Raw genomic sequence first — 13,873 nt, forward strand, 5'->3', positions numbered from 1 at the left:
CATTCATTAGCTTCTCATTTTCAAGGTCAAGGCTGTTTAGCTCTGACCTGTAAGACTTGCTTGAAGCTGTCAAATCGTTACGCCTGGATATGTCTTCCATTAATTTCTTTTCCAAATTGTCGTAGCGCAACTTAAGCACAGTATAAGAAATGCGCTTAATCATGTTGCTTAACTCTATGTATCTTTCAGCGGCTTCTTTCTCCTTTTTCAATTCTTCAAGAAAACCTTTGCGCTCATTAAGGGCCACCTTTGCGCTAGTTATCTTTTCTTCGACTTTGGCAAGCTCCTTTAGCGAAGCGCTTTTCTTGTCGTCGAATTCCTTTATGCCTGAAGCTATGTCTATCAGTCCGCGCCTCTCTTTTGCAGTAAAATTAAGTATCTTTATTATTTCTCCCTGAGTTATGGTATTAGCTTCGCTTATCATGCAGTTCTGCGCAGAAAGGAAGTCCACCACCTCCTGCTTTTTCATGCGCGTGCCATTCAGCCTATAGCTTACCTTTCCATTCTCTTTTATTACCCTTGTCAATACGATATCGCTTTCGCCAGAGAAATGCACCTTCACGTACGCCTTTTTTGGCCCTGCCTTCGTTCCTTTGATGTTGCTAACAAGCTGTGCTGTCGATCCTGCCCTTATTCTCTTTAGCGAGTTTTCTCCAAGTGCAAAAAGCAGCGAGTCGCAGATGTTTGACTTTCCTGAGCCATTTGGGCCTACAATGCAGTTGAAACCGTTGTTGAATTTAAGCGTTACATCCTTGAACGACTTAAAATTATGCAATGTAAGCTTGTCAATGTACAACATCGGTCAACACCGTCGCCTATTTATTTTCTTGTTTAATGTTTTTAGAATTTGCCATGACATGCGACACATGCAATGAAATTAACGATTCCACGTGCTGCTTCAGCAATACGCCAAGGATTTTTTTGCCTTTTAGCACAGCAACCAGGCCTATGTTGTCGTCCTGCATCCTGCTCAAGGCGCTGAAAAGCGGAGCAGTCGACTCTATCGTAGGGACCTCGATGCTTGCAATGTCCCTTTCATTTCCCCTAATCTGTGCAATTGGGATAATTCCCTGCGGCAGCCTAGAAACCACATATACCTTGCCATTTTCCATGAACAATATTATGTGCTTGTGGCTTTTCAGCATGGTCTTGTAAACGTCAATCAATTTTGGCCTGTGATTCAGGAATACGAAATTCCTGCTCAAGGCTGCCGATGCCTTGATGCCCTTCGTATACTCCTTGATATATGCATTCTGCAATTCTGCCTTGGCTCCTCCGTACAGGAATACAGCTATAAAGACGTCCCATAAAACTATGAATTCCTTGTAAAGAAGCGAATAGCCGTTTTCCACTGCAACGAAAACAAGTGTGCCTATTATAAAAAGCGCTATTATGGCGTTACTTGCGTTTACTGTAATCTGCGTAGCCCTAAGGAAATCGTGTTTTTTCTGCAGGTAGCTTCTTAACACGCGGCCTCCGTCAAGAGGGAACCACGGCAGTATATTGAACACTGCAAGCAATATGTTTAGGAGAAAGAGAAGCTGTATAAGGCTTTTCACAATGCCTGCAGGCGTAAAGACAACCAAAGCCCCGAATGCAAAGCCCAGCAAAAAGCTTGACACCGGGCCAGCAAGCGATATCCTAAATTCAAGCTTTGATGGTATATTGTCAAGATCTATCATCGACCCGCCACCAAGCGGGTATAATATGATCTTTTTAACCTCTATATTGTTTCTCTTCGCAGTAACAGAATGTGCAAGCTCATGAAGGAATACGCAGGCAAAGAGAAGCACAAATATCAGGAATAGGTAAAAACTCAGTGCCAAGGCTATGAGCATCATTATTATAAATGTCCAATGAAGCTCTACGGGTATACCGTATACCTTGCCTATATATGGCGATGCACCTGCCATTCAAACACTACGCACTATTTATCTTGTTTAGATTATTTATTATGTTTTGTTTAATAATAATTTATAGGAGTGGGCTGCAAAGAATCCCACATAGGCGATATAAGGCGTTTAGTAGGGAGGCGATTGCCGAGAAGTTGCTAATACAGCTGCAGCATAACGATTACCGATCATTGCCGCTCTTGAAAGCAATATTTGTTTACTTGAGGATGCCACATAAAATGGACGGAATTGATAGATACATAAAATTCATATATAACGAGCCGGCGATGCTTGTAAGAGTAAGGGGCAAGGACTGGCTTGCTGTAGGAGACATACACATAGGCGCAGAGCGCAGGCTTTCGGAAAGGGGCATAAATGTATACGACGTCGGAAGCACCATGGCGGATAAAATCATTGCCTTGGCAAAGGAATTTGATGCACACGGGGTAATCTTGCTTGGAGACCTTAAGGACAGCATAATGTATCCTGAATCGTGGGAGCTTAAGCAGCTCAAGGCGTTTATGAGTGCTATATCAGCAATGAAGCTTATAGTGCTCAGAGGCAATCACGACGGCCATATTAGCGAGCTGCTGGACGTGAAGGTGCAGGACGAATTTTGCACGCCAGAGTATGCATTCCTGCACGGAAACAAATGGCCTTCTAGCGACGCAATGCAGCGCAGGATATTGATAACTGCGCATAATCACGCAGCGGTAAAAATCCAGGATTCCAATGGCGCAGTTTACCCTGAAAAGGCATGGATCGTTTCAAAAGCCAATATGCAGATAAGCAAGAAGCTTTACGAAAACCCCAAAGCAAAGGTGCTGATAGTGCTCCCGTCCTTCAACCCTCTGATATTCGGATTCCCTGCCGGGACTGAGCGCTCCGACAAGGAAAACATAAATCCGTTGTTCAGAAGCGGCGTATTTGACTATTGGAATTCGGATATTTACACGATAAAAGGGGATTATGCCGGAAAGACGAGCTCCTTCAAAGGAGCCAATGGCCGCACAGTTTAGCCTTTTATTATCGTTATAGGTATTATACCTTTTTCGAATTCAAGCTCTGCCAGGTCTAGCGGCTCTGTAACTCCTGCAGGCACCTTTATCAAAGGCGGTGCTCCATGCGCAAGCTGCAATGCTCTTGCGCCAATGACCCTCGCTTTCTCAAATTTAGTATATTCCTGTTTTTCCATTCAAATACCTCTCATACAGGATTCGGCACGAAGCGAGCCTTCGCTTCGTGCATGCTCTTGTCGACTTTTGCTTTCCATTGCTCAAATTCCTCAGGGCTCTTTGGATAATCATTATAAAGCGCATCAAGCTCCTTCATTTTTTTGACGGCGTAAAGCAAATCGCTAAATGCACTTATGTTTTTTGCGCCGCGAAGTACCATCTTGAACTTACCGGCAAGCCCCAGCTCAGGCACCTTTCCAAGAGCAAGGTCGTTCGCTTCTTTCGTCGTTAAGAAATTTTTTATTCCGTAGTTTATTACCTCGTTGTTCAGTGACTGCAGGTAAATTCTGAATACCTCCAAGCCTGCGGTCTTATGCCCGTATTCTTCATTGAAATCAAGATTATATTTCCACAGCCCCTTCACGCTAGTGTCGTTAGCCTCTACTGCTCGCGCAGCATTCTCACCAGACAATACCCCGGCAACAAGCGCAGGACCAATGCCTCCTGCACTTATCGGATTTGGCATGACCATGCTGTCTCCTGCTCCCATATAACCGTCGTACACCAAGCTTTCCAGCTGCCTTCTGACAGCAACAGACCATATGCCCTTGCCGTTGTTGTCTTTGTTGAACAATCGCATATTCTTTATTGTGGGATTCCATGATATGTAGTTGTCTATCAGTGTCTGCAGCGTATCGTTCCTCTTAAGCACCTTGTTCCTAATGTCAAGGCTCCTCTTTTGCACCCCAAGGCCGATGTTGACTTTATTGCCGCTCTTTGGAAAGACCCAGCCATAACCGCCTGGTGCAAGGTCCTGGTTCAAGTGTATCAAAGCATTCTTTGGGTCGTAATACCTGCTGTCTTCATGATCAAGGTCGAATTCTATTATATACCTGCCTGTGGATTCTATGTCATCTATGTCGATATTCTTTTCTACATAACGGTTGTCAGGCAGCCTCCTCCTCAGTACGGTCGAGATTCCGAGCGCATCTATTACGACCTTTGCCTTGAATATTGTATGCTTTTTTTCTTTGTCCTTACCAAATACTCCCACTACCTTGTTGTTTTCCACTACAGGCCCTTCAACCTCGAACTGACTCACATAATGCGCGCCGTTTTTTATCGCAAAATCCCTAAGCTTCCGTTCGAATTCTGGCCTATCCAGCACATATCCCACTCCATCGAACAGGAATTTTGACTCAAGGTCCGGGGAAAGTGCGTAAACGCCATCTACCTTCACATCAAGCTCTGGCTTGGAGAAAGATAAGCCTGTCTTTGAAGTTATGAAATCCAGGTGGGAGCCAGCGACCGCGTCTCCGCACGTCCAGCCCCAGTTATTCTTCTTGCCTACATTTTCTGGATCATTCCTGTCAAGCAGAAGAACATCATGTCCTGCCTTCGCGGCAACCGCAGCTGCCAGATTACCGGACATGCCTGCTCCTGCTACTATTATATCGTAGGATTCCTTAGCTTCCATATCAAACACACATGTAAAATTAAGCGTATTTAGTTGTTTCTGCAATCTATTTAAAGTTTGTCATTGTAAAAATCTTTTGCAGGGTGGAGCGCAAAACGACGAGGCATGCAGCATTGCCTATGGGAAATTCCACTAATGCATTGTAACCAACGCAGTTTTGCAAGCAAAATGGGCTTTTGAAAGCGTATGCCATTCAGGAATCTGCGTATACTGCATAATGGCATTAATGCACAGCAGTAAGGATAGTTTATATATATTTTCCTATTTTAAATATACTGCTGTATGTAAGCGCCAGCGGTATCTAAGCCCTGGTGCGGCATCGCTTTAAGCATTCGTGTAAAAGCTGATTTCAATGGCAGATTTATCAAGCGAAATAAGACTCGCAATCGACAGCGGCGTGACAGCCCTAGGCACGAACAGCACGCTCAAGTCAATAAGGGACAACAAGGCCAAGCTGATAATCGTTGCTTCAACGAGCAAGGGAGACGCGATACAGGACGTAGCGCACATTTCAAAGGTCGCTGGAATCCCGCTAATAGCGTTTAAAGGAAACCCTACAGAGCTAGGGGCAGTATGCGGAAAGCCGTTTTCGATATCGATGCTCTCGGTGATCGACCAGGGCAATTCGCACATACTGGAGATGCAGAAAATAGAAGAATAAAGAATGAAGGTGTTTATTTTGCCAAATGGAGAATTCGCAGCAAGAAAACTGGTAAAGCAAAGGAAGCATCAGAGGATGCTGAAAAAATGGCTAAAGAGGAAAAAGCTCAAGCTCAAGCAGAAGTATGACCCAATGGGCACGGTGCCAAGGGCAAAGGGCCTTGTGCTCCAGAAGTTTGCTGTCGAGCAAAAGCAGCCGCATTCGGGGCAGATAAAATGCATAAGGCTCCAGCTCATAAAAAACGGAAGGGTGGTGCCAGCATTCGTGCCAGGTGACGGCGCAATAAACTACATAGACGAGCACGACGAGGTAACAATAGAAGGCCTTGGCGGTTCACAGAGAGGCCAGATGGGCTGCATACCAGGCATGAAGTACAAGGTTGTTGAAATCAATGGCGCGAACCTCGTGCAGATAATAAAAGGCAAGAAGGAGAAGCCAAAGAGATGATGACAGCATGCCAGAAGAGATAGCAAACCAAAGCGAAGTGCCAAAGCCAAAAGAAGCATCAAAGCAGCAGAAGCCAAGGCGCAGGCAGGCGCAGCAAAGGAGGAAGGCAGAACCAGAATCTGCCAGAAGCACGGAACACAAGCTGTTCAACAAGTATGACTACAACGTTGAGGTGCTGGATCTTAGCCTGAAGAATTACATAAACCTAACGCCTGTGGCATACCCAAATTCGTACAGGCGCACGAGCTCCAAGATGTTCTCAAAGGCCAACATAAACATAGTGGAGAGACTGGAGAACGCTATGATGCGTGGCGGCACAGGCAAGAAGATCGGCGGCAAAGTAATAAGGACAAAAGGCAGGCTGCAAGGCAAAAAACTGAAAGTAATGCATATAATAGAAAAGGCTTTTGATTCTGTCAACGAGCAGACCAAGCAGAATCCATTCGCTGTGTTTATAAGGGCGCTGGAAAACAGCGCTCCGATAGAGGATACGACCAGGATAAGGCAGGGCGGCACAGTTTCAAACATACCTGTAGATATAAGCGCAAGCCGCAGGCTTGACATAGCGCTTAGGAACATAGCCACCGCTTCAATAATAGGTGCGTTCAACAAGAAGCAGACCATAGCGGAAACCCTGGCCAACGAGCTGATTCTGGCTTCCAACAACGACATAAACAGCTACGCGATAAAGAGGAAGAACGAAATAGAGCGCATGGCAAGGAGCGCCAAATAAGCGGTGTCAGATTATGGTAAGGAAAGAATACGTAGTGGAAGAAATATCAAAGATAATGCGCGATATAGACAGGATAAGGAATGTTGCCATAATTGCGCACGTGCACCATGGCAAGACGACACTCACCGACTCATTGCTTGCTAGGGCAGGGCTCATATCGAAGGCTGTCGCAGGCGACGCCCTTTACACCAACTATGAGGCCATAGAAAAGGACAGAAGGATGACGATAAAGTCTGCGGACATATCCCTTGGTTTCAATTACATGGAAAAGGATTACATAATAAACCTGATAGACACCCCTGGCCACGTAGATTTCGGAGGCCATGTAACAAGGTCCATGCGCGCCGTAGACGGCGTTGTACTTGTCGTGGATCCTGTGGAGGGCGTAATGCCGCAGACCGAAACTGTGCTTAGGCAGGCGCTTAAGGAGAAAGCAAAGCCAGTGCTGTTCGTGAATAAGGTGGACAGGCTCCTGAACGAGCTGAGGCTCACCCCGGAACAGACGTACGAGAGGCTCCTAAAGCTGATAACAGACATAAACAAGATGATAAGCCAATACGCGCCTGAGGAATTCGCAAACGAATGGCAGGTTAGCGTAGACAAAGGCAGCGTGGCTTTCGGCTCGGCATACAAAAAATGGGCCATATCAAAGCCCATAATGGAAAAATACAAGGTCACGTTCAAGGACATCTTCGCGTATACTGCAGCAGGCAATGAAGCCAAGCTGCAGGAAATTGCACCCATAGACGAATCAACGCTTATAATGATGATAGATCATCTTCCAAGCCCTAAGGTGGCACAGAGGTACAGGATACCCCAGATATGGCACGGCGACCTGCAGAGCCCTGACGGCCAGGCGATGCTTAATACCGATGCAAGCGCCAACACGAACATTGTCGTGTTCAACATGATATACGATCCGCACAGCGGCGAAGTGCCTGTAGGCAGGGTGTTCTCCGGCGTTGCGAAGAAAGGCATAGAATTGCATATATCAGGGCTTGCAAACACGCAAAAGCTGCAGCAGGTAGGCGTTTACATGGGTCCGGACAAGGTTACTGTGGAGGAGATACCTGCAGGCAACATAGCAGCGCTGATAGGCCTAAAGGACGTCAGCATAGGCGATACTTTAAGCATGGGCGTAATAGAGCCTTTCGAGCAAATAACGCACTATTCAAAGCCAGTAGTCACAAAGGCGGTTGAGGCCAAGGATACAAGAGACACAACAAGGCTGATAGAGGCCCTACGCGAACTTTCAAGGCAGGACCCGACAATAGTCACAGAGATAAACCAGCAGACTGGCGAGCATCTTGTTAGCGGCATGGGAGAGCTGCACCTTGAGATAATAGAGACAAAGCTGCGTGACGAGTTCAAGATCCCGGTCATAACAAGCCCGCCAATAGTCATATACCGCGAAACGATAAACGGAAAGGCAGGACCCATAGAAGGCAAAACGCCAAACAAGCATTCCAAGTTCTACGTGACCGTGGAGCCAATTCCAGACACGCTGCAAAATGCCATAGACGAGGGAACAGTCAGGGAGGGCAAGCCAAAGGGCCAGGCTGCAATAGAAGCCATGGTCAGCGCAGGCCTTGACAGGGCTGTGGCCAAGAATGTGGAAGACATATCAAACAAGTGCATACTCGCAGACGTGACCCACGGAGTGCAGTACATGAACGAAGTGATGGAGCTGCTGATAGACGGCTTTGAGGAGGCCACCAAAGACGGCCCGCTTGCAAGGGAGCGCTGCTCAGGCGTACTAGTAAAGATTGAAGACGCAACAATACACGAGGACCCGGTGCATAGGGGCCCTGCGCAGATAATACCTGCAATAAGAAATGCAATCTATGCAGCAATGCTCACTGCAGGGGTAACGCTGCTGGAGCCTAAGCAGAATTTTACGATTAACATACCGCAGGAATACATGTCTTCGGTAATAACTTTCGTGCAGAGCAAGCGCGGCCAGGTCGGCGAGGTAACCCAGGATCGCGAGCAGGTTTCCATAGTGGCAAAGATGCCGGTAGCAGAAACGCTCAAGGGCTTTTCAAACGACCTGAGGAGCCTTACGCAGGGCAGGGCCATCTGGTATACGGAGTTTGCAGGCTATGAGTCGCTGCCTTCCGAATTGCAGAACAGGATAGTAAGGGAGATAAGGCAGCGCAAGGGCCAGAATCCAGAACCGCCTACGCCAGCTCAGTTCTTATCGTAAGCCTTGCGAGACGAAATAGCGGCATATCCGATGGCATGAATCCTTTTCCAGCGAGCATTGAAACGCATCTAACGAATCACGCTAGAATTGAACAATGGCGCTGCAGATGCCGCAAATACCGAAAGATTTAAATAAAGTTTTATGCACAATATCAATACAAATTCTTCTTACTGGATGAAGTTGTAAACTGACGGTGTTATTATGGCAAAATCCTATGTGAAATTCGAAGTTTCTAAAGAGCTTGCAGCCAAGACCTATGAAGCGCTGCAGATGGCAAGGCAATCTGGCAAGATACGCAAGGGCATAAATGAAGTCACTAAGAGCATCGAAAGAGGCGCGGCCACGCTTGTGGTGCTTGCTGAAGACATAGAGCCGGAAGAGATAGCAATGCACATACCATCCCTGTGCGACCAGAAAAAGATTGCTTATACATACGTGCCAAGCAAGCTTGAGCTTGGGAAATCCATAGGCTTAAACGTGCAGTGCGCGGCAATAGCCGTAGAATCGCAGGGCAATGCCCAGCAGGCAATAAAAGACATAGTTTCAAGGGCAACTGGAACCTCGCAAAAGCCGGCTTCAAAGGAGCAGCACGCTGAGCAGCACCACCACGAAGAGCACGAATCCGCACAGGCCCAGAAAAGTGCAAAGGCAGAAGCTGAGAAGCAGGAGCATAAGGAGGAAAAAGCAGAAGCCCAAGAGTCAAATAGCGAAAATTGATGCATATGGAGCAGGAGAATACGCCGCAATTTGCAGGATTCTTGGCAGAAGTAGTCGAAGTCAATTCAAAGGTAAAGACCGGAATGTACGGCGAAGTATACTCAATAATGTGCAAGATATTGGAAGGCAAGGACAAAGGCAGGATCATAAGGAGGAATGAAATCGGGCCAGTAAAAGTAAATGACGTGATAAGGCTTCCTGATACAAGCAGGGAAGCGAGGGAAATACGCGTCAAGTAATCGGTGTGAAAGATGAAGTGTTCCTATTGCTCAAAAGAGATACCTAAGGGAAGGGGCACGATGTACGTATTCAGGACAGGCAAGATTAATTATTACTGCAGCAGCCGATGCTATAAATATGACATAGTGCTGCATAGAAAGATAAGCAAGAAGGAACTGCAGTAACTCTTTTTTTGCAATGCTGCGGCGCGCACTGCCTAGTTCATATATGTGCAGGCATTAGAATAATTCATCGAGGTTTACTGTTTCAAGGGTTTTCAGATTCTTCTTTATGCTTGTCTCTGAATACTCCGGAAACTCTACCCCGCTGAGCACAAGCATTATGCGCAGCGCGTCCTTCTGCATGTCCGGGTCTATCCTAGCCCCCCATTTTATGAGCGCTTCTCCGCTTATCCTGCTTGCAACCTCCTGGAATATGGTCTCGGCTTCCCTAAGAGTTAGGCTTTCTCCGCCGATTATGTTTATCAATGCCTTCTTAGAGGTCCCAAGGTCCGCGTCAAGCATCGGACTTTTAATTGCGTTTTCAAGCGCAACAATCGCCCTGTTGCTCTGAGCAGTAGTCGCCATGCCTTCGCCAGAGCCTATGACTGCATAGCCAGAATCCTTGAGCACCATCCGCAGGTCTGCAAAATCGATATTTACCATCCCAGGTTTTGTAACCATCTCGACTATGCCCTTTGTAGCGCTTGCCAGAACTTCGTCAGATACCCTAAATGCCATGTTTAATGGCAGGTCAGGCGCAACTGAGAGCAGCTTATCGTTGTGTATGATTATGACTGTGTCGCACACTTTCTTTAATTTTGCCAAGCCTTCCAAAGCATTATGCATTCTAACCTTTCCCTCGCTGGAAAACGGCAGCGTTACGATAGCTACGGTAAGCGCTCCATTTTCCTTGGCCTCATGCGCAATTGTGCTTATGGACCCAGTGCCTGTGCCGCCGCCAAGGCCGCATGTTACAAAGACCAAGTTTGCGTCGCCGAGCAGATGCTTTATCTCCTCCTTGCTCTCTAGTGCGGCTTCTTCGCCGACTTTTATGTCGCTGCCTGCGCCAAGGCCTTTTGTCACCTTCTTTCCCAATAGCAGCTTTCTATCCGCCCTGGTCTTTATAAGGTGCGGTGCGTCTGTATTCATCGCAAGCAGCGTTGCTCCGTCGATTCCGAGCGCAGTCAGCCTGGTTATTGTATTGCTGCCGCTGCCCCCAGTACCAACAACATAAATCTTAGGCTTGGCTCCCTCTATAAACCTAAGTATCTCCTCGTCATCGACGCTTGCAAAGTCGGTCATAAAATCACTGTCGCTAATTATTATTTTAGTGAAAAGGTTAAAAACCTATCCAGAGTTAAAGTTTGAATATAAGAATGTGCCACGCCTTCAGCGCAGCAATGGCGTTTCAACATATAATGTGATATTATGAAGGGAAATAGCAAAGAGGCAAAAAAGTTAACCGCAATACCTGTGCATGATATAAAGCTCAAGCCAGGGATGAAAGTGTCAGAACTTTTCAAGGAAATGGAGAGAATCGGCGGCTTCTCGGCGCAGCACATGATTCAAGGCACATCTATACTGGAAAAAATGTTTGCAGACAAAAATTCGTTCAACTTCCTGTCCTTCCCTGCCGACATAGTTTCTACCGGCCTTCGTGGCGTGCTGGCAAGCGCTACAAAATATTTCAATGCCATAATAACTACTGGCGGAACGGTGGACCATGATTTGGCAAGGGCTTTCGGAGGCAAATACTCACTGGGCACATTCAACGCAGACGATGCGTATCTGCACTCATTAAAGGTATACAGGCTTGGCAATGTCTTCATAGAAAACGACGAATACGGGCTTAAGGTCGAGCAGACCTTCAACAAGATAATGGATGATATCTATTCCTCAAAGGATTACAAAAAGGAGTATAGCGCAAGCGAACTGCTTTATGAGTTCGGAAAGAGGATCAAAGACGAGGGTTCGATACTAAGGCAGGCATACCTTCATGACGTAAAAATATTCAACCCTGGCATCTTGGACGGTGCGTTCGGAACACAGCTTACGATATACTCGCAGGATCATGACTTCAAGCTTAACCTGATACGCGACGAGCTTGAGCTGAGCAACATAGCCTTTGACCACAAGGTTACAGGCGCTCTTATGATAGGCGGCGGAATAAGCAAGCACCACGTCATATGGTGGAACCAGTTCAAAGGAGGCTTGGACTATGCAGTGTATATAACTACTGCATCACAATTCGACGGCAGCCTCTCAGGCGCAAGGCTTACAGAAGCGGTTTCATGGGGCAAAATAAAGGAGAAGGCAAAATACGTGACAATAGATGGAGATGCTACTATAATATTGCCATTCATGCTTGCCGCCCTGGGCGTTAAATAAGCAAATATGGCAGCCTACTGGCTTTTTACCACGGTCCCATGGTGCGCCTGCCTAAGCACTGCTGCTTCTATTGAGGATATTCCCTTGTCTATGAAATGCAGCTCTGTTTTGGACCTCTTTGCTATTTTGCACGCTATTACATCAAAGATGAAGTTTGACCTGGCAGTCCGTTCATCCTTTTCCATTGCTATCTTTATAAGGTCATCAATCTTGAGCTCGCTCATGAAGCTGCCGTTTTCATCGTAAATGCCCTTAGGGGTGCTTACGTTTATCAGGTGCGTGGCTTCAGTGGCTTCTGCAATAAGCATGGCAACCGTGTCGGTGCTAATGCCAGGGATTATCCCGCCAGTTATTACAATGCTTTTGCTCGAGAGAAATTGCCTTACGCTGTTGAAATCCCCTCTGAATACCTCAGCCGATTCTCCGAAAACTGCGCGCAATAGCCAGGAGTTCAGGTAAGTCGATTCTATGCCTATGTTGTCTTTTATATAATTTGATTCGGTGAAATGCGCAGCGGCGTCTATATACTTGCGGCTGGTATAGCCTCCACCGACGACTATTACGAATTTTGTGCCAGTGCCTGCATGCTTTTTTATCATATCGGCAAATTCAGACATGAATTTCGTATCAAGTGCGCCGTCATCAGTCATCAATGTGCTTCCGCCTAATGATATGACAATGGTGTCCATAACGATCACACATCCTTTATCTCTAATTTATCGCCAACTTTCGGCGCGTACGCCTCGAATCCCTCCCCTTTTAAGTTTTCTGCAAACGATTCGGTATTCTCTGGGCTCCCGTGAACACATATGACTATATTCGGTGCGCTTTCCCGTACGAACTTATACAAATCGTTCATGCCTGCATGCGCTGAAAAGTCATAGAATCCGAAATTCGGCTTTATCTCCTTATCTGATTCCTCTATATAAATCTTGCCCGTGTCAATCAGTTTTCTTCCATTCGTGCCTTCTACTTGGTAACCTGTTAGGAATACCATGGATTCCTTGTTGAGTTTTGTTATATAGTTCATTACAGGCCCGCCGTTTAGCATGCCTGCTGTGGTAAGTATTATCGATCCGCCTTCGAGCGCCTCCTTCCTGTCAGCAATTCCCTCCACCATATTGCACTGGTTCACGGCCTTTGAAAGGGCGCTTGGATCCCTTATGAATTTCGGGTTTGACATGACTATTGAAGTCGCTTCCCTTGCCATGCCGTCCATGTAAACTTTGTCCGCAAGCCCGTTCTTGTACAGTATAACAAGCAGCTCCTGGCTCCTTCCAACAGCAAACGCAGGTACCAGTGCCGTGCCACCATTATCAATTACCTCCTTTACTTTTTCAACAAACTCCTTGACAAGCTTCTGTCTGTCAGGATGCTCCCTTGTGGCGTAAGTTGACTCTATTATAAGCACATCGCTTTTTACCGGCTTCGCGCCTTCATGCATGTATTGCGGCGCCATTTTAAAATCGCCAGTATAAACTATGCGCTTGTTGTATTTTGCATTTGACCTCTCTATCCTGATAAGCGAGCTGCCTGCAATATGCCCTGCATCGAATAATTCTATGTCGAAGTCGCCAATGTGCAGCTGCTTTGAATAGCCAGTGCTCATGTAATGCTTCGTAAACTTGTTCAGCTGCTTTTTGTGGAAGTTTATCCTTTTGTGTTCCTTCCTTGCTATCTTCAATGAGTCGTTAAGCAGAAGCTCCGTAAGCTTTAGCGTCGGCTCCGTGCCTATTGTTGGTATTGACATATCATTGTATAAAGCAGCGACTGCACCGCTGTGGTCCAAATGCGCGTGGCTAAGTATGCAAGCGTCTATGTTTGGCATCGCAACAGGGTACGCTATTTCGTCCTCGACTTTGGCGCCATAATCAAGCATAAGCTTCCTTCTGTCTTCTAGCAATATCGCAGAGCGCCCAACCTCGTGCGCGCCGCCAAAAAAACTTATTTTCATCT

The 13,873-nt window shown here is 46.6% G+C and carries 15 protein-coding genes and 1 pseudogene; 9 read left to right on the forward strand and 7 right to left on the reverse strand.

Annotated features, from left to right (window positions below; genetic code table 11):
• On the reverse strand, positions 1-799 hold a 799-nt coding region (locus tag M1125_03790), incomplete at its 3' end, for an AAA family ATPase (GenBank protein ID MCL5404926.1).
• 16 nt (positions 800-815) lie between these two features.
• On the reverse strand, positions 816-1,913 hold the full coding sequence (locus M1125_03795; protein MCL5404927.1) for a M50 family metallopeptidase: 1,098 nt from the start codon (positions 1,911-1,913) through the stop codon (positions 816-818).
• 218 nt (positions 1,914-2,131) lie between these two features.
• Between M1125_03795 and M1125_03800 the strand changes: the two genes are divergently transcribed.
• Positions 2,132-2,911 carry a metallophosphoesterase gene (locus tag M1125_03800; protein MCL5404928.1) on the forward strand — a complete coding sequence of 260 codons (780 nt, stop codon included), beginning with the start codon at positions 2,132-2,134 and terminating at the stop codon, positions 2,909-2,911.
• On the opposite strand, the gene M1125_03805 is transcribed toward M1125_03800, so the two are convergent.
• A complete protein-coding gene (locus M1125_03805; protein MCL5404929.1) occupies positions 2,908-3,087 on the reverse strand; it encodes a DNA-directed RNA polymerase subunit K in 180 nt (59 codons plus the stop codon). The genes M1125_03800 and M1125_03805 overlap by 4 nt on opposite strands.
• 11 nt (positions 3,088-3,098) lie before the next feature.
• A complete protein-coding gene (locus tag M1125_03810; protein MCL5404930.1) occupies positions 3,099-4,544 on the reverse strand; it encodes an FAD-dependent oxidoreductase in 1,446 nt (481 codons plus the stop codon).
• Positions 4,545-4,896: 352 nt separating this feature from the next.
• Between M1125_03810 and M1125_03815 the strand changes: the two genes are divergently transcribed.
• The 7 genes and pseudogenes from M1125_03815 to M1125_03845 all read left to right on the forward strand — a co-directional run bounded on the left by M1125_03815 (position 4,897) and on the right by M1125_03845 (position 9,712).
• Positions 4,897-5,205: a 50S ribosomal protein L30e gene (locus M1125_03815; protein ID MCL5404931.1), complete on the forward strand. Its 309-nt coding sequence runs from the start codon at positions 4,897-4,899 to the stop codon at positions 5,203-5,205.
• Positions 5,206-5,208: 3 nt separating this feature from the next.
• On the forward strand, positions 5,209-5,652 hold the full coding sequence (locus M1125_03820) for a 30S ribosomal protein S12 (GenBank protein MCL5404932.1): 444 nt from the start codon (positions 5,209-5,211) through the stop codon (positions 5,650-5,652).
• Between the two features lie 7 nt (positions 5,653-5,659).
• The gene (locus tag M1125_03825; protein ID MCL5404933.1) at positions 5,660-6,385 is read left to right on the forward strand and encodes a 30S ribosomal protein S7; all 726 of its coding nucleotides are present in this window, start codon (positions 5,660-5,662) and stop codon (positions 6,383-6,385) included.
• A gap of 13 nt (positions 6,386-6,398) precedes the next feature.
• The gene (locus M1125_03830) at positions 6,399-8,591 is read left to right on the forward strand and encodes an elongation factor EF-2 (GenBank protein MCL5404934.1); all 2,193 of its coding nucleotides are present in this window, start codon (positions 6,399-6,401) and stop codon (positions 8,589-8,591) included.
• Between the two features lie 201 nt (positions 8,592-8,792).
• Positions 8,793-9,131, forward strand: a pseudogene (gene rpl7ae / locus M1125_03835) (50S ribosomal protein L7Ae).
• A gap of 182 nt (positions 9,132-9,313) precedes the next feature.
• Positions 9,314-9,547 (forward strand): 30S ribosomal protein S28e, encoded by a 234-nt coding sequence (gene rps28e / locus M1125_03840; protein MCL5404935.1) that lies wholly within the window; start codon positions 9,314-9,316, stop codon positions 9,545-9,547.
• Positions 9,548-9,559: 12 nt separating this feature from the next.
• Positions 9,560-9,712, forward strand: a complete 153-nt coding sequence (locus M1125_03845; GenBank protein ID MCL5404936.1) for a 50S ribosomal protein L24e — start codon at positions 9,560-9,562, stop codon at positions 9,710-9,712.
• Between the two features lie 54 nt (positions 9,713-9,766).
• Here M1125_03845 and ftsZ read toward each other — a convergent pair whose 3' ends face one another.
• Positions 9,767-10,831 (reverse strand): cell division protein FtsZ, encoded by a 1,065-nt coding sequence (ftsZ, locus tag M1125_03850; GenBank protein ID MCL5404937.1) that lies wholly within the window; start codon positions 10,829-10,831, stop codon positions 9,767-9,769.
• 126 nt (positions 10,832-10,957) lie between these two features.
• Between ftsZ and M1125_03855 the strand changes: the two genes are divergently transcribed.
• Positions 10,958-11,917: a deoxyhypusine synthase gene (locus M1125_03855; protein MCL5404938.1), complete on the forward strand. Its 960-nt coding sequence runs from the start codon at positions 10,958-10,960 to the stop codon at positions 11,915-11,917.
• A gap of 14 nt (positions 11,918-11,931) precedes the next feature.
• On the opposite strand, the gene M1125_03860 is transcribed toward M1125_03855, so the two are convergent.
• Positions 11,932-12,606 (reverse strand): hypothetical protein, encoded by a 675-nt coding sequence (locus tag M1125_03860; protein ID MCL5404939.1) that lies wholly within the window; start codon positions 12,604-12,606, stop codon positions 11,932-11,934.
• Between the two features lie 5 nt (positions 12,607-12,611).
• Complete coding sequence (locus M1125_03865; GenBank protein ID MCL5404940.1) at positions 12,612-13,871, reverse strand: MBL fold metallo-hydrolase; 1,260 nt, start codon at positions 13,869-13,871, stop codon at positions 12,612-12,614.
• Positions 13,872-13,873 lie beyond the last annotated feature (2 nt).

Source organism: Candidatus Marsarchaeota archaeon (assembly GCA_023485295.1).
GTDB lineage: Archaea > Micrarchaeota > Micrarchaeia > Micrarchaeales > Micrarchaeaceae > Micrarchaeum_A.

Bases quoted from the DNA above. Each gene is read 5' to 3' on its own strand.
- M1125_03795 (MCL5404927.1), bottom strand. From the start codon at position 1,913: ATGGCAGGTGCATCGCCATATATAGGCAAGGTATACGGTATACCCGTA.
- M1125_03800 (MCL5404928.1), top strand. From the start codon at position 2,132: ATGGACGGAATTGATAGATACATAAAATTCATATATAACGAGCCGGCG.
- M1125_03805 (MCL5404929.1), bottom strand. From the start codon at position 3,087: ATGGAAAAACAGGAATATACTAAATTTGAGAAAGCGAGGGTCATTGGC.
- M1125_03810 (MCL5404930.1), bottom strand. From the start codon at position 4,544: ATGGAAGCTAAGGAATCCTACGATATAATAGTAGCAGGAGCAGGCATG.
- M1125_03815 (MCL5404931.1), top strand. From the start codon at position 4,897: ATGGCAGATTTATCAAGCGAAATAAGACTCGCAATCGACAGCGGCGTG.
- M1125_03820 (MCL5404932.1), top strand. From the start codon at position 5,209: ATGAAGGTGTTTATTTTGCCAAATGGAGAATTCGCAGCAAGAAAACTG.
- M1125_03825 (MCL5404933.1), top strand. From the start codon at position 5,660: ATGCCAGAAGAGATAGCAAACCAAAGCGAAGTGCCAAAGCCAAAAGAA.
- M1125_03830 (MCL5404934.1), top strand. From the start codon at position 6,399: ATGGTAAGGAAAGAATACGTAGTGGAAGAAATATCAAAGATAATGCGC.
- rps28e (MCL5404935.1), top strand. From the start codon at position 9,314: ATGGAGCAGGAGAATACGCCGCAATTTGCAGGATTCTTGGCAGAAGTA.
- M1125_03845 (MCL5404936.1), top strand. From the start codon at position 9,560: ATGAAGTGTTCCTATTGCTCAAAAGAGATACCTAAGGGAAGGGGCACG.
- ftsZ (MCL5404937.1), bottom strand. From the start codon at position 10,831: ATGACCGACTTTGCAAGCGTCGATGACGAGGAGATACTTAGGTTTATA.
- M1125_03855 (MCL5404938.1), top strand. From the start codon at position 10,958: ATGAAGGGAAATAGCAAAGAGGCAAAAAAGTTAACCGCAATACCTGTG.
- M1125_03860 (MCL5404939.1), bottom strand. From the start codon at position 12,606: ATGGACACCATTGTCATATCATTAGGCGGAAGCACATTGATGACTGAT.
- M1125_03865 (MCL5404940.1), bottom strand. From the start codon at position 13,871: ATGAAAATAAGTTTTTTTGGCGGCGCGCACGAGGTTGGGCGCTCTGCG.